The following is a 19,605-nucleotide window of genomic DNA, read 5'->3' as shown; positions in this document are numbered from 1 at the left end:
TCAGCGGGGCAGCCGCCACAGGCCCGGTGACCCGTCCCGCCGCTGGCAGAACAGGAGGCCGGCGGCGCTTCCACAGTCCCGGGCCGCCTCGGGCAGCACGTCGACCACCCGGGCGGTGGCCGCCGCCAGATCGAGCTCGGCGACCACGAGACCCGGCGGCTGCGTGCGTGGTCGCACGACGAGCATCGGATCCTCCCCGGCCCACCGGCCGACCAGGCTCCACCGCCCCAGCTCCGCCCGCACGTCCCCGCTCACCGGGTCGAGCAGCACCAGGTCGAGCAGGTCCCCGGAGGTGCGGTCGATCGGGGTGACGAGCAGACCGCTCTCCTCCACCCAGACCGGGCTCCAGCCCGCGCGGGTCCAGAGGGCACGCCCGGTGGCGGCGTCGAACGCGGTCAGGACGTCGGACCGGGAGTGGCCACAGATGACGTTGCCGCAGTCCATCGCGTAGCTCACCTCCGACATCGTCGTCTGCCAGCGCCGGTCCAGCCGGTCCAGTCCGTACGCGGTCAGCCGCCCACCGTCATTCGTCACCAGCAGTTCGCCGAGAACCTGTGCCGGGGGCCCGAAGTCGGCCCGCGGGACGGGTAGGTCCGCGGTGGCCAGGACGTGGCCGCCGCGGGCGTCACGCACCTCGACCCGGCCCGCCGGATCGAGCAGCACCAGCCGGTCGACCCTCCGGCCGCTGGCCCGGTAGACCGGACCTCCGGCCGGTACCGGGACCTCCCAGCGCACCGTTCCGCAGCACGGGTCCACCGCCCGCACCGTTCCGCTGCGGTCCTCGTTGAGAGCCTCCAGGAGCAGACCACCGCCCGCCGTCCCGAGGGCCCGGCCCGGCTGCTGCCAGCGGTGCGCCCCGGTCCCCGGGTCCACCGCCACGGTCTCGGCATCGTCGGTCCGCGGATCGTACCCGGACATCAGCAACAGGCCGGTGAACGGGACCGAGCCCCAGTACAGGTCCCGCATCGGCAGCGTCGACTGCCACACCCGCTCGGCCCCGGGCAGCCGGTACGCCGTGGCCGTACGTGGCCCACCCGGGCGGACCGGCGGGTCGAGCACGAGCAGCAGGTCGCCGGCGACGACGACGTCGGCCCCCTGACCGAACGGCACGGCGACGGCCTCCCGGACCGGCAGCGGGACCGAGGCGGTCAACGTGACCAGGGCGACCAGCAGCACGACGGCGAGCAGCGGCCGGCGGGCCGGCCGGCGTGGACGCACCGGCGGCAGCGGCTCGTGGGCGTCGCGCAGCTCGCCCAGGTCGATCACCGTCACCGCGCCGTCCCTCCGATCGCGCACCGCCTTACCCGCCTCGGTCGCCCGGCGGTCCGCACCGTGGCCGCCGCCGGCCACCAGCGGGAAGCGTAAGCGGCGTACCCCGCCCGTGGGATCCGGCCCGGGCCAGCCGCCGGGCGCGGCCCAGCGGCTCAGCCGCCGGCGCGTCAGCGGCGCACCGGCCACCGGCCGAGCGAACCGTCGTGCCGCCGGCACAGCAGGTGCTGGCCCACCACCTCGCAGTCCCCGGCGGCATCGGGCAGCACGTCCAGCGGTCGGACCGCACCCGCCACCGTGTCCAGCTCGGCGACGAACAGGCCACCGCCGGGATGTGGCCGCACGCCGATCAGCGGATCGTCGGGGCGCGACGAGAAGGCCAGCTCCCATCGGCCCAACTCCACCCGGACCGCGCCGGTGGCCGGGTCGAGCACCGCAAGGTCGGGGCGTCCGGTGCCGGTGACGCCGATCCGGGCGACGAGCAGCCGGCCGTTCGTCTCCCACACCCTGTTGCGGCCGTCGAGGTTCCACAACGGACGCCCGGTCGCGGCGTCCAGTGCCCGAACGCTGCCCGCCCGGCTGTGGACGCAGACCGCGCCGCCGCACTCCCCCGCGTGCCAGGCACCGGGAACGGTCGCCTGCCAGCGCCAGTCCAGCCGGTCCAGCCCGTACGCGGTCACCCGCGCACCGTCGACGGTCAGCAGCAGGTCGGCCGCCACCTGTGTGCCGTCGGCCGGGCGGTCCGCGACGCCGGGGAGGTCGGCGGCCACCAGTTCCGCCCCGGTCGCCGCGTCCAGCACCGTGACGCCCCCCGCGAAGTAGCTGAGCACGACCCGATCGACTCCGGCGTCCGTGAAACGGTAGGCGGCCCCCTGCGGTACGGTCGCCTGCCAGCGCGGCGTGCCGCAGCACGCGTCCACCACCCGCAGCGTCTCGGTCCCGTCGTCCTCGTGGTCGGTCAGGAGCAGGCCGGCACCGGCGGGGGCGAGGGCGACACCCGGCTGTCGCCAGCGGCGGGCCCCGGTCGCCGGGTCCAGCGCCACCGTCAGGCTGTCGCGGGACCGCAGGTCGTTGCCGCTGAGGAACAGCGTGTCCGGGCCGACGACGAAACCCCGGAACTCGCCCGACACCGGCAGCGGCGCCCGCCACACCTCCGCTCCGGACGGCAGCCGGTGGGCGGTGACCGAGCGGTCCGCGCCGACCCGCTCGGGTGGGCTCACGACCAACAGCAACTCGCCGCCGACGATCCGGTCGGCCCCGAGAGGAGCCGGCACGACGAGAACGTCCCGCACCGGCAGCGGCGTCGAGCCGGCCAGCGTGACCAGAGCGGCCAACAGCACCACGGCGAACAGCGGCAGCGGGCGGGCCCGCCGGCGCGAGCGCACCGGCGGCCGCGACTGATGGGCGGCGGGCAACTCGCCCAGGTCGATCACCGTCACCGCGCCGTCCCTCCACTCGCGCACCGCTCACCCGGCCCCGGTCCGCGGGCGATCGCACCGCGGCTCACTGGTGGCGGGCGCAGGCCCGCCGGCGGAGAGCCTAAGCGCAGCCACCCCGTCCGTGGGTCCCGGTCCGCCCGGCTACCGGTGCGGTTCGGTGCCGCGACGAGCCGGCCCCGAGGGAACGGTCGCCGTCACCGCCGCAGTGGCCACAGGCCGAGGGAGGCGTCGTGCCGCCGGCACAGCAGCTGCCGGCCGGTCACCTCGCAGTCCCCGCCGGCGTCGGGCAGCACATCGAGCGGCCGGACGACGCCCGCCGCCGGGTCCAGCTCGGCGACGAACAGCCCACCGTCCGGGTGCGGCCGCACGCCGACCAGGGGGTCGTCGCGACGCTGTGACCCCGCCACGTCCCACCGGCCCAGCTCCGCCCGGACCGCACCCGTGGCCGGATCGAGCACCGCCAGGTCCGGCCGGCTGCCACCGGTGACGTCGAACCGGACGGCCAGCAGCCCGCCCGGCAGCGCCCACAGGTCACTCCGGGCCGCCAGCCTCCACAGTGGGCGCCCCGTCGCGGCGTCGACGACACGGACCTCGCCCGAGCGGCTCTGGAAGCAGACGGCATCCCCGCAGTCCGAGGCGAACACGTTGGCCGGCACGCTCGCGCGCCACCGCCGGTCCAACCGTTCCAACCCGTACGCGGTCACCTCGGGCCCCGTGGCGGCGGAGACGAACAACAGGTCGCCGGCGATGTCCATGGACCAATCGTCGGCACCGGTGGGGCTCAGGTCGGCGGCGGCCAGGACGGCACCGGTGCCCGTGTCGCGCACCTCGACGCGGCCCTCGGGATCGCGGGTCACCAGCCGGTCCATGCCCTGCTCGGTGAACCGGTAGCGGACCTCCCCGATCGGCAGCCGGAGTTCCCAGCGCGGCGTGCCGCAGCAGGGATCGACGGCGCGGAAGCTGTACCCGCCCGCCACGCTGGACTCCTCGAGCAGCACGGTCCCGTCGGCCAGGTCGACGGCGGCCCCGGACCGCTGCCAGCGGGACTCCCCGGTGCGTAGGTCCAGCGCCACCGTGGCGCTGCGCTCCTCCTGCGGCGAGTGCCCCGAGATCAACACCACGTCGCCCCGCACGATGCCGCCCCAGAACTCGCCGTCTACCGGCACCGGAACCTGCCACACCCGCTCCGCGGCGGGCAGCCGGTAGGCGGTCAGCGACCGCCCCGATCCCTGCGGCGTCCGCGGGCTGACGACCAGGAGCAGGTCCCCCAGGACCATCCGGTCGGAGCCGAGCCCGGCCGGGACGACGACCGCCGCCCGCCCGGGAGCCGGAACCGAGGCGGCGAGCGTGAGCAGGGCGAGCAGGAGGGCCGCCGGGAACCCCCACGCCCCCGCCCCCGGCCGACGTCGGCGGACCGGTGGGCCCGGACGGTGGTCGTCGCGGAGCTCCCCCAGGTCGATCAGGGTCATCGGATCTCGCCCTTCGCCGTGCCGCGCCGCCCCCGGCCCGGCGACCGGGGGCGAGCGCAGCCTAAGCGGTACGCCTCCGGCCACACCGGGCGCTCCCGGAGGTCGTACGCGTCACCCACCGACAAAACGGCTACCGGAGCACGCGGTTGGCAAATCCGGCGCAACCCACCTGTACGATGGCGCGTCGTGGCTGTGCCCGTGGTTGATCCCTCGCTGAAGACCGGCTCCGAGCCGGCCGTCGCGCAGTCGTCGCGACGGGCCCGCTGGCGCCCCGCCCGCGCGGACGTGCTGGCCGTCGGCTGCTACCTGGCCCTCGGCGTGCTGGTCTGCCTCAACTACTGGGTGGACGTGCAGAACCGGGTCTCCTCCCACCTGCCGACCGACCACAGTTGGTTCGAGTGGCTCTTCTCGCACGGTGCGTACTCGTTGCGGCACCTGGAGAACCCGCTGTTCACCACCCGGCAGAACGCGCCGGACGGGGTGAACATGATGGCGAACACGTCGCTGCTCGGGGTGACCCTGCCGCTGGCGCCGCTGACCATGCTGCTCGGTTCCCAGGTGGTGTACGCGCTCTACCTCGGCGCCGCGCTCGCCGCCACCGCCGCCACGTCGTACTGGGTGCTCTCCCGGCACCTGGTGCGCTCCCGGGGCGCGGCGTTCGTCGGCGGCGCCTTCCTCGGGTTCGCGCCCGGCATCGTGCACCACGCCAACGGCCAGCCCAACTTCGTCTCCAACTTCCTGCTCCCGCTGATCGTGCTGCGGGTGCTGCGGCTGGGCGAGCCGGGCCGCTGGCGGCGCAACGGCGTCGTGCTCGGCCTGCTGGTCGCCTACCAGGTCTTCATCAACGAGGAGATGCTGCTGCTCACCGCGCTGGCCTGCCTGGTCGTCGTCGCCACGTACGCGGTGCTGCGGCCCCGGGCGGCCTGGCGGCAGGCCGGCACGTTCGCCGCCGCGCTCGGCACCGGCGGCGGGTTGGCGCTGCTGCTCACCGCGTACCCGATCTGGTTCCAGTTCAACGGCCCGCAGTCCTACCGGGGCCTGCAGGGCGGCGTGTTCCACAACTGGGGCGAGGACCTGAAGGCCTTCGTCACCTTCCCGCGGGACACCATCGCCGGCAACGAGGCGGTGGAGCGGACGATCGGCCTCACCGAGCAGAACACCTGGTTCGGCTGGCCGCTGGTGGTGCTCGCCGTGGTGGCCCTCGTGCTGCTGGTCCGCCGGTCCCTGGTCGCCCGCGTCCTCGCGGTGCTGACGGTGGTGTTCACCGTGGCGTCGCTCGGCCCGAAGATCCGCTTCGACGGTGTCGAGACCGAGACCGACGGCCCGTGGGCGTACATCCCGGACGACCTGCCGCTGGTCGAGATGATGATGCCGACCCGGCTGAGCCTGGTGGTCGTGGCCGCCGTCGGCGTCCTGCTCGCCCTCGCCTGGGAGGCGGTGTCCGGGGCCGGCCGGCCGCCCGTACCCGCCCAGCGCACCGGCGACGACGGGCCCCGGCCGCCGTGGCGCCGGCTGCGCCCGGTGGGGTACGTGGCCATCGTCCTCGCCGTGCTGCCGCTGACCCCCCGGCCGCTGCCCGCGGAGCCCGTCGAGCCGCCACCGCACTTCATCACCGCCGGCGGCTGGCGCCCGTACGTGCCGGCGGGCCGGACGCTGGTGCCGGTGCCGATCCCCAGCAACGTGCACGGCCTGTCCACGCTGCGGTGGAGCGCGCTGACCGGCCACGCGTTCCCGATCCCGGGCGGGTACTTCATCGGCCCGAACGAGTTGGACGAGGGCGTCTTCGGCGCACCGAACCGCCCGACCAGCACGCTGATCTACCAGACGATGGACCGGAACGCGACGCCGAACATCACCGACGTGGAACGCCGGCAGGCCGTCGAGGACCTGCGCTTCTGGCGGGCGTCGGTGGTGGTGCTCGGCGCCCACCCCCGGGAGGCGGTGCTGCGCGACCTGATGACCGCGCTGCTCGGCACGCCGCAGCGCGTCGACGACGTCTGGCTCTGGGACGTCCGCCCCCTGGTGGGGTGACGGGAAGGGCCCCTTCTCAACGCCTGCGGTAGTAGCAGGTCCCTTCCTAACCGCCGACCAGCGGGCGGACGTCCCACACCCACGCGCCGTCGATCTCGCGGCCCGGGCCGAGCAGCGCGTCGAGCGTCTCCTTGACCGGGTAGCCGAAGTGCAGTCCACCCTGGACGACGATCGCGGCCCGCCAGTGCCGCAGGTCCTCGACGGCCTGCCGGCGATCCGCGTCGGTCACGGCCGGCACCTCGCCGGTCTCGGCGACCCGGCGCAGCAGTGCGGCGGTGGGACGGTCCGGGGCACCCCAGCGCGCCGTCGGGTCGTCCGCCGAGCGAGGGCCGATGAAGAAGCCGCCGGGCGCGTCGAAGGCCAGCCCGGTGCGGGCCGACCAGAGCATGCCGGGGCTGGCGGCCGCCCCGGTGACCGGCGGCACCGGCACCACCGTCCGGCCGGGTGGGACGTAGGACCGCCAGCCGCCGTCGGTCAGGAAGGCCGGCACGGGCCAGACCGGTGCCGTCCGGATCGGCGTCGGCGCCAGCGGCAGCAGGGCGGCCGTCAGCAGGGCGCCCCAGAACAGCCGCACCGGCACCGCGGGCCGCGCCGGGCGGGCTCCGGGTGGCTCCGGCGCGGGTCCGGACGGCTCCGCCGCACCGACGGTGGCCGCCAGCACCCGGTCCGTCGCGAGAGCCACCAGGACGCCGAGCACCGGCACGCACACCAGCGCCAGTCGCGCCGGCACCGCCAGGTCGAGCAGGGGTACGCCGTCGAGCAGCCGGTACGGCCCGGGCACCCCGGTCGGCCGGCCGTCGAGGCGTACCTGGGCTCCGAGCGACAGCACCGCGAACAGCGCGCCGCCGGCGGCGAGCGCCCGGACGAGCGGCCGGCGGCGCAGCCAGAACACGATGACCACCGCCAGGACCAGCAGGCCCGGGCCGAAGAACGAGTTCTCCTCGGTCGGGTTCGGGGCGAGCAGCCGGGGCAGGTGGTCGTCGCCGAACACGGTCTGCCGGGCCGAGGCCGTGAAGGAGGCCAGGTCGAGCTGGTACGCCGTGGCGTGGAAGGGCATCCCCCGGTAGTGGCCCGGTCCGGCGAACTGGAACCACAACGGATACGCCAGCAGCGGCAGCGCCACGGCGATGCCCACGCCGAGCCGGCCGAGCAGCGCCGGCGCCGCCCGGCGGGCCGTTTCCCGGTCCGCCACCGCGTACGCGAGCCCGAACACCCCGGTGGCGAGGGCGAGGAAGAGCAGCACCTCCTCGCCGAGGAAGGCCTGGTAGACGGCGAGCAGGCCGAGCCACACGCCGGGCCGGACGATCCGCCGGCCGTCGGCGGGGAACACCGCCGCCAGGATGGCCGGCACCAGGAACTGGGCCGCCATGTGCAGGTGCGCGCCCGCCTGGGCGACCATGCCGGGCGCGAAGCCGCAGAGGAGACCGCCGAGCGCCGCCGCCACCCGGGAGTCGACCAGCCGGCGGCGCAGCAGGACGTACCAGGCGGTGGCCGTGCCGGCGAGGCACCCGGCCACCGCCACCAGGAACGCCGCCTGCGACCCGAGGAGCAGGGTGACCGGCGTCAGCGGCACCCCCAGGCCCAGCACCGACGTGTTGGCCATGAGGTTGACGCCGTCAGGCGCGTTGAGCGCCGTCGCGTACAGCGGGTTCTCGCCGTCGACCACGGACCGGGCCGCGCGGGCGAGCATCCACTCGAACAGGATCTGGTCGCCGGCCTGGTGGAACAGCCGGTCCGGCCGGCCCCACTGCCCCACGGTGAGCAGCGCCGCGAGAGCGACGTAGCCGGCCGCCACGAGGGCGTCCGGCGCCCACCCGGGCAGCCGGACCCGTCCGGCCGGTGCGGTGCCGGCCGTGGTGCGGACCGGCATCAGGCCGCCGGATCGGTCAACGCGCGGACGTCCCAGACCCAGACGTCCAGCTCGCGACGGCCGGGGCCGACGAGTTGCTCGACGGTCTGCCGCAGCGGCTCGGCGTGCTGCTGGTCCACCGGCAGCACCAGGATCGCGGCCCGCCAGTGCCGCAGGTCGTCCAGCGAGCGCCGGCGCTGGCGGTCGTCCAGCCGGGGCGTACGCCCGGTGGTCGCGACCTCCTCCAGCAGCTTCCCGATCCCGCTGGGGCGGCCACCGAAGCGGCCCGGGTCGCCGGTGTTGCCGTTGCGCGGCGCCAGGAAGTAGCCGCCGGGGATCTTGAACTCGAGGTTGGTGGCGGCGGCCCAGCGCATGCCGTGGGTGTTGCCCATGCTCGGCACCGGGATGGGTACGAGCGTCTGGTCCTCCCCGACGTAGCCGCGCCACCGGTCGGCGGTGATGAAGTCGGGCACCGCCGGGCGGGACGTCACCCGCAGCGGCATGGGCGCGATCGGCAGCAGCGCGAGGACCAGCCCGGCCGCGGTGAGCGTACGCAGCGTGCGCCGCTCCACCGGCAGCGTCCGGGTCCGCTCGACCGCGATCGCCAGCAGCAGCCCGACGACCACCGTGGTGATGAGCCCGAACCGGGTGGGTACGACCGCGTCCAGCAGCGGCAGCCGGACCAGCCACTCCCACGGTCCGACCATGATCTCCCGGTCCCACCAGGAGATCCGCTCGCCGAGGGAGAGCACCGCGAAGAAGGCCCCGGTCACCGCGAGGGCCCGGACGATCACCTCGCGCCGCAGCCACAGGACGATGCCCACGGCGATCAGGGCCAGGCTCCACCCGAAGAAGGCGTTCTCCTCCGAGTAGTTCGGGGCGAGGTTGACGTTGGCCCGCTCGTTGCCGCCCACCGTCGGGGAGCCCGGGGCCACGAACGCGGCGATGTCGTTGCCGTAGTCGCGGACCGCGTCGCTCAGCCCGTGGTACGCCATCGGCCCGGCGAACTGGACGTACAGCGGGTACGCGAGCAGGGCGCCCGCCACGACGGCGCAGGTGGCGAGCGCCTTCGCCAGCGGACGCCACGCCGCGTGCCACAGCCCCGGACGCTGGGCGACCACGGCCGCCAGGAACACGCCGCAGGCCAGCGCGGTGAAGAGCAGGATCTCCTCGTTGATGAACGCCTGCACGGTCACCAGCAGGGCCAGCAGCAGGCCGTCGCGGTACGGGCGTCGGGAACGGGTGATGACGAGCACCCGCCACACGATGAACGGCAGCAGGAACTGGCTGATGATGTTGGGGTGCCAGTTGGCGTGCGACAGCATCGCCGGGGAGAACCCGCAGAACCAACCGCCGACCGCCGCCGCCAGCCGACTGTGGACGACGTGCCGGGCGAGCACGACGTACCAGGCGGTGGCGGTGCCGGCGAGGCCGAGCGTCACCAGCAGCACGAAGGTCACCGCCGGGCCGAAGAGCAGCGTCACCGGCACCATCGGGATGCCCAGCGCGAGGATGGCCGTGTTGGCCATCAGGTTGACCCCGTCCGGGTAGTTGAACTGCTCGGTGAAGAACGGGAACTCGCCGTGCAGCACCACGCGCACCGAGTGGGCGACGAAGAACTGCACCTGCGCCGGGTCGCTGCTGTAGAGCGAGGCCACCCGGCCGTCCGGGTCGACCCAGATCCGGCTCGTCACCCACAGCGCGGCGAGCAGGAACCCGCCGATCACCGTCAGGTGCTGCCGCCGGGGCGTCCACCGGGGCAGCCGGAGCCGCCGGTCCCGGCGCCCGGGCTCCGCCGGGTCGCTCGCGACGCCGGCCGCGGCCGTACGCCCGTCCGCCCGCCGGCCGTTCGCGGAAGGGGTGGTCGCGACGTCGGTCCCGGCATCGACGCCGGTCGGACCGGACGCCTCCGGAGCTGCGGATTCCGGGGCGGACTCGGCGCGGGTCTCGGCAGGCGTCACAGTCGGCGGAGTCTACCCGAGCGGGTAAATCACACCAAAGTCACCGGAGGATCCCTTGTGGGCGGTGGTAGGGATCATCACGGCGTCTCGTACCATGACGTTCCGCACGACGACGCCGAGGCGAACGAGGGGGCCTTCAGGTGGCTGCAGCCCGCCGGCCCGGCAGAACGGTCACCGCCCTGCTGGCCCTGGTGACCACCATGACCGCCTGCGGGCCGGTCGCCGGCCGGGAGCCGCGCGACCTGCCGGTGGGGTATGACAGCCGGGACGGCTCGCTCACCGTCTGGCCGGCCCGCGGCGCGCTGGCCGGCGACGCCGCGGTGGCGGCGGCCGTGAGCGGTGCGGTCCGGGCGTGGCGGTCACCCGTCGACGACCGGGTGCACGTGCCCTCCTCCGGCATCCTCTGGGCCGGTGAGGCGGGCGGGGGACGCCTCGCCCTGGTCGCCGCGAACGTGCCCGGCGAGAGCGCCTCCTGGCTGCTCCAGGTCACCGAGCGGGACGGCCGGTACGCCGTCACCCACGCCACCGAGTACACCGACCCCGGCTACCTCGTCTACTCCGACGTCCTCCCGGTCCGCACCGGGGAGGGTCGGCGGTACCTGGTCTCCGCCCGGGTCGAGCGGGTGCTGGGCCCGGACGGAACGCCCCTGACGGTCCAGGACGGCCTGTCCGCGCCGGTCCCGGTCCCGGCCTGCTCCGCGGTGCCGGTGACCGCCACGCTGCGCGCCACCGAGTCGCTGCCCCGGGGCCGGGCCGCCGACCGGCTGCTGGACCTCGGCACCGGCCTGGACGCACCTCGCTACCCGCTGGTACGCGACGAGTCCGGCTCGGGGCGACGGGCCCTCGCCGGGCTGGACACCTGCGCGCTGGCCGGCGAGGAGGGCCCCTTCGGCAGCGTCCGCCGCCGGGTCGGGGACCGGGAGTCGGCGGACTCGGTGCCGGAGTCCTGGCCGATGGCGAAGCTCGCCATCCGGACCGTGGGTGAGCTGGCGGTCGACGGCGGCGAGCCCGGCGAGCTCCAGCAGCTCACCTGGGAGACCGCCGACGACACGATGACCGCGCTCGTGTACCGGCCGGCCGACGGGAGCACGCCGGTGGCGTCACCCGCCGACCGGACCGAGCCGTTGCAGGCGTACGTCCTCACGGTGGGCGGGCGGGCGCTGGGCGTGCTGACCTGGCGTCCGGCCCGGGAGACGTCGCTGTCGGTGCCCCCGGGCACCACCCGCGTCGTCGACCGCCCCGGCCTGGCCGTCGTCCCGCTGACCGACGACCGGCTGACGGTCAGCCTGGCCACCCCCACCAGAACCCACTACCGCTCCCTGACCGCCCCCCGGTAGGCCCCGGCCGGCCCCGGCGGCCCGGCAGCCGCCGTGCTTTTGCGCGCGCCGGGCCCCGAATGAGCGGCGAACGGCCGGCGCAGGGAAGCACGACGGCGGGCACCCGAGCGGGCACCCGCCGCCGGGCCGGGTCAGTCAGTTCCGGTGGGCGGCGTCGTCCCTGGCGACGACCGGCTCGATCGGCTCGGTGTCGAGGCGGGAGATCCAGCCGGTGACGTCACGGGCCACGTCCTGCGCGGTCAGGCCCAGGTCGGCGAGGATCTGCGCGCGGCTGCCGTGCGGGTGCCACTCGGCCGGCACGCCCAGGTCCCTGATCGGCACCCGGACGTCGGCGTCGCGCATCGCCTGGGCGAGGGCGGCCCCGACGCCGCCGACCCGGACGCCGTCCTCGACGCTGACCACGAGCCGGTGCGCGGCGGCGAGCTCGACCAGCTCGGCCGGGACCGGCCGGACCCAGCGCGGGTCGACCACGGTGACGCCGTAGCCCTGCTCGGCGACCCGCGCGGCCACCTCCATGCCGAGTTGGCCGAAGGAGCCGACCGCGACGAGCAGCACGTCGGTGCGGGCCGACTCGGCCAGCACGTCGACCGGGCCGACCCGGCGCAGGGCCGGCAGGTCGGCCGCGACGGCGCCGGTCGGGAAGCGGACGATGGTGGGGCCGTCGTCCACGGCGACCGCCTCGCGCAGCTCCTCACGGAGGGTGGCGGCGTCGCGGGGAGCGGCGATCCGCAGGCCCGGCACCACCCCGAAGACCGACATGTCCCACATGCCGTAGTGGCTCGGCCCGTCCGGGCCGGTGATCCCGGCGCGGTCGAGCACGAACGTCACCGGCAGCTTGTGCATCGCCACGTCCAGCAGGACCTGGTCGAACGCCCGGTTGAGGAAGGTCGCGTAGACCGCCACCACCGGGTGCAGGCCGCCCATCGCGAGCCCGGCCGCCGACGTGGCGGCGTGCTGCTCGGCGATGCCCACGTCGTACACCCGCTCGGGGTGCTTGCGGGCGAGCTTGGCGATGCCGGTCGGCTCGGCCATCGCGGCGGTGATGCCCACCACGTCCGGCCGCTCGTCGGCGATCGCGACCAGCTCGTCGGCGAAGACGTTGGTCCACTTCACGCTCGGTGCGGCGGTCGCCTTGCCGTTGGCGACGTCGAAGGCTCCCGGGCTGTGGAAGCAGTCCGCCTCGTCCTCCTCCGCCGGCCGGTAGCCGTAACCCTTGCGGGTCACCGCGTGCACGATCACCGGGCCGCCGAAGTTCTTCGCGGCGCGCAGCGCTCCCTCCACGGCGACGACGTCGTGCCCGTCGACCGGGCCCACGTACTTGATGCCGAGGTCCTCGAACATCGCCTGCGGGGCGACCGCGTCCTTGATGCCCTTCTTGACCGCGTGCAGCACCTCGTACATCGGCTTGCCGACCAGCGGGGTCGAGCCGAGGGCCTCCTTGACGGTGTCGAGCACCTTCTCGTAGCCGGGGTTGAGCCGCAGCGACGAGAGGTGGTCGGCGAGACCGCCGATGGTCGGCGAGTATGACCGGCCGTTGTCGTTGACCACGATGACCAGGGGGTTCCGGGCGGTGGCGATGTTGTTCAGCGCCTCCCAGCACATGCCGCCGGTCAGCGCTCCGTCGCCGACCACCGCGACCACGGCCCGCGACTCGCCACGCAGGGCGTACGCCTTGGCCAGGCCGTCCGCGTACGACAGGGCGGTCGAGGCGTGCGAGTTCTCGATCAGGTCGTGCTCGCTCTCGGCCTGGTTCGGGTAGCCGGCGAGCCCGCCGCGCTGGCGCAGCTTGTCGAAGCCGTCCTGCCGGCCGGTGAGGATCTTGTGCACGTACGCCTGGTGGCCGGTGTCGAACAGGAGCCGGTCCCGCGGGGAGTCGAAGACCCGGTGCAGCGCGAGGGTCAGCTCCACCACCCCCAGGTTCGGGCCGATGTGCCCACCGGTGCGGGAGACCTTGGCGACCAGGAAGTCACGGATCTCGGCGGCGAGGACGCCCACCTGCTCGATGGACATCCGCTTGACGTCCTGCGGACCGCGTACGGCGGGCAGCAGCCCCGTGGGGTGGTGGGCCGTGTCCTGTTCAACACTCATGACCGCAGAGTCTATCGGCCACCGCCCAGTCCGCAGCCCGGCCCGGATCATCCCAGTTCAGGGCGGGGCCGGCGCGGGCCGCGGGTGACCGCCCCTGAGCGCTCGGTCAGCTGCCCACCCGCAGGCGGCGCGGCGGCCGGGTCGGCTCCGCGCCGGCCGCCGGGCCGGACGGGGTCCAGGAGCCCAGCACGGCGGCCCGGGTGGCCCCGGTCACCGACGGCAGGGCTCCGGGCAGCCCGTGCCAGGAGAGCCAGCCCAGCAGCGCGAAGGCGTACGCCTCCTTCGCCTGCGCCGGGACACCCAGCTCGTCGGTGGTGCGCAGCCGCCACCGGCCGGAACCGAGCGCGGCGAGCCGGGTGGTCAGGGTCGGGTTGCGCACTCCCCCGCCGGCCGCCACCACGTCGACCACGCCGTGCCGGTCGCACTCGGCGGCGACCACCCGGGCGGTCAGCTCGGTGAGCGTGGCGAGCACGTCGTCGGCCGGCACCGGCTCGCCCAGCGCGGCCAGCCGGTCGTCGAGGTAGCCGGCGTGGAACAGCTCCTTGCCGGTCGACTTGGGCGGCGGCGCGGCGTAGTACGCCTCGGCGAGCAGCAGCTCGAGCAGGCCCGGGTGGACCCGGCCGGCCGCCGCGCGGGCCCCGTCGAGGTCGCAGGGGCGCCCGAGCAGGCGCCGGGCCGCGGCGTCGAGCAGCGCGTTCGCCGGCCCCACGTCGTACCCGAGGACGGGCCCGTCCGGCGCGACGACCGTGAGATTGGCGATGCCACCCAGGTTGAGGGCGGCGCGCGGCGCGCCCCCGGTCTCCGCCGGGTCGAGCAACAGGGCGTCGAAGGCGGGCACCAGCGGCGCGCCCTGGCCGCCGGCGGCGACGTCCGCCGAGCGCAGGTCGCTGAGCACGGGTACGCCCACCCGGGCGGCCACCCGCGCCGGAGCGCCCAGCTGGAGGGTGCCGCGGACCGTCCCGCCCTCCACCCAGTGGAAGACCGTCTGGCCGGGCGAGACGACCACGTCCACGGCCCCGCCGGCCAGCTCGACGCCGACGGCGGCCGCCGCGGCGAAGATCTCGCCGAGGCGGTTGTCCAGCCGGCAGACCGCCTCGATGGTGGTGGCCGACGGCGGCAGCAGGGCGCCGATCTCGGCCCGCAACCCGTCGTCGTAGTCGATGCTCCGGTGCCCGAGCGGGGTCAGCCGGAGCGTCTCCCCGGCGAGGGTGAACTCGGCGGCCACCACGTCCACCCCGTCGTACGAGGTCCCCGACATCAACCCGACGATGCGCAAGCAAGGCCCCTTCTCGACGTCCGCGGTAGTGGAAGGGTCCCTTCTTAACACTCAGCCGGGCGGCAGCAGCAACCCGACCAGCTCCACGTGCTGCGTCATCGGGAACAGGTCGAAGCCGCGCAGGGCGGCCAGCCGCCAGCCCAGCCCGGCGAACGTGCGCACGTCCCGGGCGAAGGCGGCCGGGTCGCAGGCCACGTACGACACCGCGCGCGGCCCGGCGGCGGCGAGCTCCCGCACCACCCGGGCTCCCGCGCCGGAGCGGGGCGGGTCGAGCACCACCACGTCGACCGGGCCGGTGACCCGCCGCCGGGCCAGCACCGTCTCCACCCGGCCCGGGACGATCCCGACCCGGGGCAGGTCGCGCAGGTTCTCCCGGGCGGCGGCGACGCCCGACCCGGCGGCCTCCACCAGGGTGACCCGGCCGGTGTCGCCGACCCGGCCGGCCAGCGCGGCGGCGAACAGACCGGCCCCGCCGTACAGGTCCCAGGCCGTCTCGCCGGGCGCCGGCTCGAGCTGTGCCAGGACCGCCTCGACGAGGGTGTCCGCCGCCGCCGGGTGCACCTGCCAGAACGACGACGCGGGCAGCGTCCACCGCCGCCCGGCGGCCACCTCGCGGACCCGCTGCGGCCCGCTCACCGGCCGCGCCACACCGTCGGCGAGGGCGGTCACCGTGACGTCCCCACCGGTCGAGGCGACCGTCTCGACGGCGTCCGCGTCCGGCCACCGCGCGCCGCTCGCGGTCAGCACCGGCAGTTCCTGGATCGCCGGGTGGGCGATCCGGCACCGGTCGATGGGCACCACCTCGTGCGAGCGGTGCTTGAGCAGCCCGGCCCGGCCGGCGCCGTCGACCGCGTACCGCACCCGGGAACGCCAGCCCAGCGACCCGCCGGGCAGCGCCTCGACCCGGACGCCCAGCGCGGCCAGCTCCGCGTCGGTCAGCCCGCCCAGGCGGGTGAGCTGCTCCCGGACCACGGCCGCCTTCCAGTCGAGCTGCGCCTCGGGCGCGACGTGCTGCAGGTCGCAGCCGCCGCAGCGGCCCGGCTTCGCGTACGGGCAGGGCGGCTCGACCCGCTCCGGCGCCGCCTGGAGCACCGTCACCGCGTCGGCCCGGACGAACCCGCGGTGCACCTCGGTGACCTCGACGACCACCCGCTCGCCGGGCAGCGCGTGCCGGACGAAGACCACCTGGCCGTCCACGCGGGCGACGCAGTGCCCGCCCGGCGCGACCGCCCCGACGGTCAGCTCGACCCGCTCAGCCTCCGCCAGGCCCCGCCCGGTCACCGGCCACCCCCACCGGCCGGCCGGTCGCCACCGCCGGAGCGCTCCCCCGGCGGCGCGGAGACCACCGGCGGGACGCTCGGCGGCAGCGTGCTGCGCGGCGCCACCCGGGGCCCGCGGGCCGGGCCCCGGCTGAGGGTCTCGTCCAGCCGGTCCAGGTCCTTGTTCGCGGTCGAGGCGAGCTGCCACGGCACGCTCGTCACCATCACGCCGGGCTCGAAGAGCAACCGCCCCTTGAGCCGGAGCGCGCTCTGGTTGTGCAGCAGGTTCTCCCACCAGCGGCCGACCACGTACTCGGGGATGAAGACGGTGACCACGTCGCGGGGCGAATCCCGGCGGACGCCGGCCACGTAGTTGAGGATCGGCCGGGTGATCTCCCGGTACGGCGAGTCGATCACGGTCAGCGGAACCGGGACGTCCCGCCGCTCCCACTCGGCCTGCAACCGCCGGGTGTCCTTGTCGTCGACGTTCACCGTCACCGCGGTCAGGCTGTCCGGCCGGGTGGCCTGCGCGTACGCGATGGCCCGCAGCGTCGGCTGGTGCACCTTGCTGACCAGCACGACCGCGTGGTTGCGGGCGGGCAGCACCGGGCGTCCCTCGTCCGGGGCCAGCTCGACGGCGACCCGGTCGTAGTGCCGGCGGATGGCCAGCATCAGCACGTACAGCACGCCCATCGCCACGATCGCGATCCACGCGCCGAGCAGGAACTTGGTCACCAGCACGATCACCAGCACGGTGCCGGTCATCGCCATGCCGAAGCCGTTGATCGCCCGGGCGCGGGCCATCCGGCGGCGCACCTGCGCGTCCCGCTCGTGGGTCAGGTGCCGGTTCCAGTGCCGGATCATGCCGGCCTGGGACAGCGTGAACGAGACGAAGACACCGACGATGTAGAGCTGGATCAGCTTGGTCACCTCGGCCTGGAAGCCGACGATCAGCAGGATCGCGAAGGTGGCCAGGAAGAGGATGCCGTTGGAGAAGGCGAGCCGGTCGCCGCGGGTGTGCAGCTGCCGGGGCAGGTAGCGGTCCTGGGCCAGGATCGACCCGAGCACCGGGAAGCCGTTGAACGCCGTGTTCGCGGCCAGGAAGAGGATCAGGGCGGTGACGCCGACCACGAGGAACAGCAGCACCGAGCCCGAACCGAAGATGGTCTCGCCGAGCTGCGCGGTGACGGTCTTCTGGACGTAGCCGTCCGGACCGGAGACGATCTGCCGGGCCGGGTCCTCCACGAACTGCAGGCCGGTCAGCCGGGACAGCCAGACGATGCCGAGCAGCATGGTCACCGCGACCAGGCCGAGCAGCAGCAGCGTGGTGGCGGCGTTGCGGCTCTTCGGCGCCTTGAAGGCGGGCACCCCGTTGGAGATCGCCTCGACGCCGGTGAGCGCGGCGCAGCCGGAGGAGAAGCTGCGCAGCAGCAGGAACGCCATCGCCCAGCCGGTGGTGTCGCTCCACTCCGCGGCGATGACCAGGTCGGCGCTGGGGGCGCGCAGGTCCTGACCGAGCAGCACGACCCGGACCAGGCCGGTGAAGAGCATGCCGACGATCACGATGATGAAGCCGTACGTGGGGATCGCGAAGGCGGTGCCCGACTCCTTGAGCCCGCGCAGGTTGATCGCCGTGAGCAGGACCACCGCGCCCACCGCGATGAGCACCTTGTGGGTGGCGACGAAGGGGATGACCGAGCCCAGGTTCGCCACCCCGGAGGAGACCGACACCGCGACCGTCAGCACGTAGTCGACCAGCAGGGCGCTCGCCACCCCCACCCCGGCGCGGGGGCCCAGGTTGACCGTGGCCACCTCGTAGTCGCCGCCACCCGACGGGTAGGCGTGCACGTTCTGCCGGTAGCTCGCCACCACGGTGAGCATCACCACGACCACCGCCAGGGCGATCCACGGCGAGAACACGAACGCCGAGGCGCCGGCCATCGACAGCATCAGCAGGATCTCGTCGGGGGCGTACGCGACGCTGGAGAGCGCGTCGGAGGCGAAGACGGGCAGGGCGATGCGCTTGGGCAGGAGGGTGTGCTGGAGGCGGTCGGACCGGAACGGTCGACCGAGGAGCAGCCGCTTCAGCAGCGAGGTGGGTCGGGCCACAACCGCCAAGCGTACGACCAGCGGCGGCGCCCTCGCCGGGGTGGCCGATCACGGATGGGTGTACCGCCGGAGTACCGTCGGTCCGCGCTCGCGCGGGGAACGTGGCAGGCTCGCAGACGACCGGTCGGCGCGGACGCGGAGGAGGGGCGCGGTGCATGTGGTGATCATGGGCTGTGGGCGGGTCGGCTCGACCCTCGCGCACAGCCTGGAGGCCCGCGGGCACTCGGTCGCGGTCATCGACCAGGACTCCGACGCCTTCCGCCGGCTGGGTCCGGCCTTCGCCGGCATCACGGTGACCGGCGCCGGATTCGACGGCGAGGTGCTCCGCCAGGCCGGCATCGAGCGGGCGGACGCCTTCGCGGCCGTCTCCAGCGGCGACAACTCCAACATCATCTCGGCCCGGCTGGCCCGGGAGACGTTCGGTGTCACCCGGGTCGCCGCCCGCATCTACGACCAGCGCCGGGCCCAGGTCTACGAGCGCCTCGGCATCCCGACCGTGGCCACCGTGCGGTGGACCGCCGACCGGATGCTGCGCCACCTGGTTCCCGAGGGGAACGTGGAGATCTTCCGCGACGCCACGAGCACCGTCTCGATCATCGAGGTGCCGGTCCACAAGGACTGGACCGGCCGGCCGGTACGCGCGCTGGAGAAGGTGACCGGGGCCCGGGTGGCGTACCTCATCCGGTTCGGGATCGGCACCCTACCCACGCTCTCCACCGTCGTGCAGGAGGGCGACCAGGTCTTCATGCTGGTCACCGACGACATCGCCGACGCGGTCACGTCGGCGGCGGCGCTGCCGCCGGAAGGGGGGCAGTGACCATGCGGGTCGCCATCGCGGGCGCCGGGAACGTGGGCCGCTCCATCGCCCAGGAGCTGATCGACAACGGCCACCAGGTGATGCTGATCGAGCGCCAGCCCAAGATGCTCCGGCCCGACCGGGTGCCGGACGCGGACTGGGTGCTGGCCGACGCCTGCGAGCTGGCCAGCCTGGAGGAGGCCGACCTCGCCGGCTGCGACGTGGTGGTCGCCGCCACCGGCGACGACAAGGTCAACCTGGTGGTCTCGCTGCTGGCCAAGACCGAGTTCGCGGTGCCCCGGGTGGTCGCCCGCGTCAACCGCGCCGAGAACGAGTGGCTCTTCACCGAGCAGTGGGGAGTGGACGTCGCGGTCAGCAAGCCGCGGGTCATGGCCGCCCTGGTCGAGGAGGCCGTCACGGTCGGCGACCTGGTCCGGCTGATGACCTTCCGACAGGGCGAGGCGAACCTCGTCGAGATCACGCTGCCGCCGACCGCCCCGTACGTCGGCCAGCCGCTGCGCGCGGTGCCGCTGCCGCGCGACTCGGCGCTGGTGGCGATCCTGCGTGGCAAGCGGGTACTGGTGCCCAGCCCGGACGACCCGATCGAGGCGGGCGACGAGCTGATCTTCGTGTGCACCGCGGAGGTCGAGGACGCCGTCCGCGCGGTGGTGCTGGGCCCGGACAGCGTCGAGCGGACCCGGGAGGCCCGCTGACCCCGGCTT

At 74.8% G+C, this 19,605-nt stretch carries 13 protein-coding genes; 4 read left to right on the top strand and 9 right to left on the bottom strand.

From position 1 onward, the window contains the following. From EV376_RS13125 to EV376_RS13115, 3 genes are all read right to left on the bottom strand, one after another. Positions 1-1,272, bottom strand: coding sequence for an outer membrane protein assembly factor BamB family protein (locus EV376_RS13125; protein WP_165437996.1), 1,272 nt, complete (start codon positions 1,270-1,272; stop codon positions 1-3). Between the two features lie 167 nt (positions 1,273-1,439). Further along, positions 1,440-2,708, bottom strand: coding sequence for an outer membrane protein assembly factor BamB family protein (locus EV376_RS13120; RefSeq protein ID WP_130323091.1), 1,269 nt, complete (start codon positions 2,706-2,708; stop codon positions 1,440-1,442). A 194-nt stretch (positions 2,709-2,902) separates the two neighbouring features. Further along, positions 2,903-4,177, bottom strand: a complete 1,275-nt coding sequence (locus EV376_RS13115; protein ID WP_130323089.1) for an outer membrane protein assembly factor BamB family protein — start codon at positions 4,175-4,177, stop codon at positions 2,903-2,905. Between the two features lie 192 nt (positions 4,178-4,369). Here EV376_RS13115 and EV376_RS13110 point away from each other — a divergent pair, with 192 nt between their 5' ends. Beyond that, the gene (locus tag EV376_RS13110; RefSeq protein WP_130328640.1) at positions 4,370-6,208 is read left to right on the top strand and encodes a DUF6311 domain-containing protein; all 1,839 of its coding nucleotides are present in this window, start codon (positions 4,370-4,372) and stop codon (positions 6,206-6,208) included. A 46-nt stretch (positions 6,209-6,254) separates the two neighbouring features. Here the strand turns inward: EV376_RS13110 and EV376_RS13105 are convergent, their stop codons facing one another. Continuing rightward, positions 6,255-8,078: a DUF6311 domain-containing protein gene (locus EV376_RS13105; RefSeq protein WP_130323087.1), complete on the bottom strand. Its 1,824-nt coding sequence runs from the start codon at positions 8,076-8,078 to the stop codon at positions 6,255-6,257. Beyond that, a complete protein-coding gene (locus EV376_RS13100) occupies positions 8,078-10,018 on the bottom strand; it encodes a DUF6311 domain-containing protein (protein ID WP_130323085.1) in 1,941 nt (646 codons plus the stop codon). Before EV376_RS13100 ends, EV376_RS13105 begins: the two co-directional genes overlap by 1 nt. 140 nt (positions 10,019-10,158) lie before the next feature. On the opposite strand from EV376_RS13100, the gene EV376_RS13095 reads away from it, so the two are divergent. After that, entirely contained in the window at positions 10,159-11,355 is a 1,197-nt protein-coding gene (locus tag EV376_RS13095; protein WP_130323084.1) for a hypothetical protein, read from the top strand. A gap of 135 nt (positions 11,356-11,490) precedes the next feature. On the opposite strand, the gene dxs is transcribed toward EV376_RS13095, so the two are convergent. The 4 genes from dxs to EV376_RS13075 form a co-directional block, all read right to left on the bottom strand. After that, positions 11,491-13,443: a 1-deoxy-D-xylulose-5-phosphate synthase gene (dxs, locus tag EV376_RS13090; RefSeq protein ID WP_207228144.1), complete on the bottom strand. Its 1,953-nt coding sequence runs from the start codon at positions 13,441-13,443 to the stop codon at positions 11,491-11,493. A 106-nt stretch (positions 13,444-13,549) separates the two neighbouring features. Continuing rightward, positions 13,550-14,770, bottom strand: a complete 1,221-nt coding sequence (locus EV376_RS13085) for an anhydro-N-acetylmuramic acid kinase (protein WP_486482613.1) — start codon at positions 14,768-14,770, stop codon at positions 13,550-13,552. Then, positions 14,771-16,000, bottom strand: a complete 1,230-nt coding sequence (locus EV376_RS13080) for a TRAM domain-containing protein (RefSeq protein ID WP_130323078.1) — start codon at positions 15,998-16,000, stop codon at positions 14,771-14,773. Further along, positions 15,997-18,087, bottom strand: a complete 2,091-nt coding sequence (locus EV376_RS13075; RefSeq protein WP_130323076.1) for an APC family permease — start codon at positions 18,085-18,087, stop codon at positions 15,997-15,999. Before EV376_RS13075 ends, EV376_RS13080 begins: the two co-directional genes overlap by 4 nt. A 151-nt stretch (positions 18,088-18,238) precedes the next feature. Here EV376_RS13075 and EV376_RS13070 point away from each other — a divergent pair, with 151 nt between their 5' ends. Further along, positions 18,239-18,904, top strand: coding sequence for a potassium channel family protein (locus EV376_RS13070; protein WP_130323074.1), 666 nt, complete (start codon positions 18,239-18,241; stop codon positions 18,902-18,904). A gap of 2 nt (positions 18,905-18,906) precedes the next feature. Then, the gene (locus EV376_RS13065) at positions 18,907-19,596 is read left to right on the top strand and encodes a potassium channel family protein (protein ID WP_130323072.1); all 690 of its coding nucleotides are present in this window, start codon (positions 18,907-18,909) and stop codon (positions 19,594-19,596) included. The last annotated feature ends 9 nt before the right edge of the window (positions 19,597-19,605 follow it).

The organism is Micromonospora sp. CNZ295 (genome assembly GCF_004217535.1).
The sequence above is the reverse complement of the archived record's forward strand: the minus strand, read 5'-3'. Positions and strand labels throughout refer to the sequence as shown.

Excerpts from the sequence above, each read along its gene's own strand:
- EV376_RS13105 (WP_130323087.1), bottom strand. The coding sequence starts at position 8,078 with ATGCCGGTCCGCACCACGGCCGGCACCGCACCGGCCGGACGGGTCCGG.
- EV376_RS13065 (WP_130323072.1), top strand. The coding sequence starts at position 18,907 with ATGCGGGTCGCCATCGCGGGCGCCGGGAACGTGGGCCGCTCCATCGCC.
- EV376_RS13115 (WP_130323089.1), bottom strand. The coding sequence starts at position 4,177 with ATGACCCTGATCGACCTGGGGGAGCTCCGCGACGACCACCGTCCGGGC.
- dxs (WP_207228144.1), bottom strand. The coding sequence starts at position 13,443 with ATGAGTGTTGAACAGGACACGGCCCACCACCCCACGGGGCTGCTGCCC.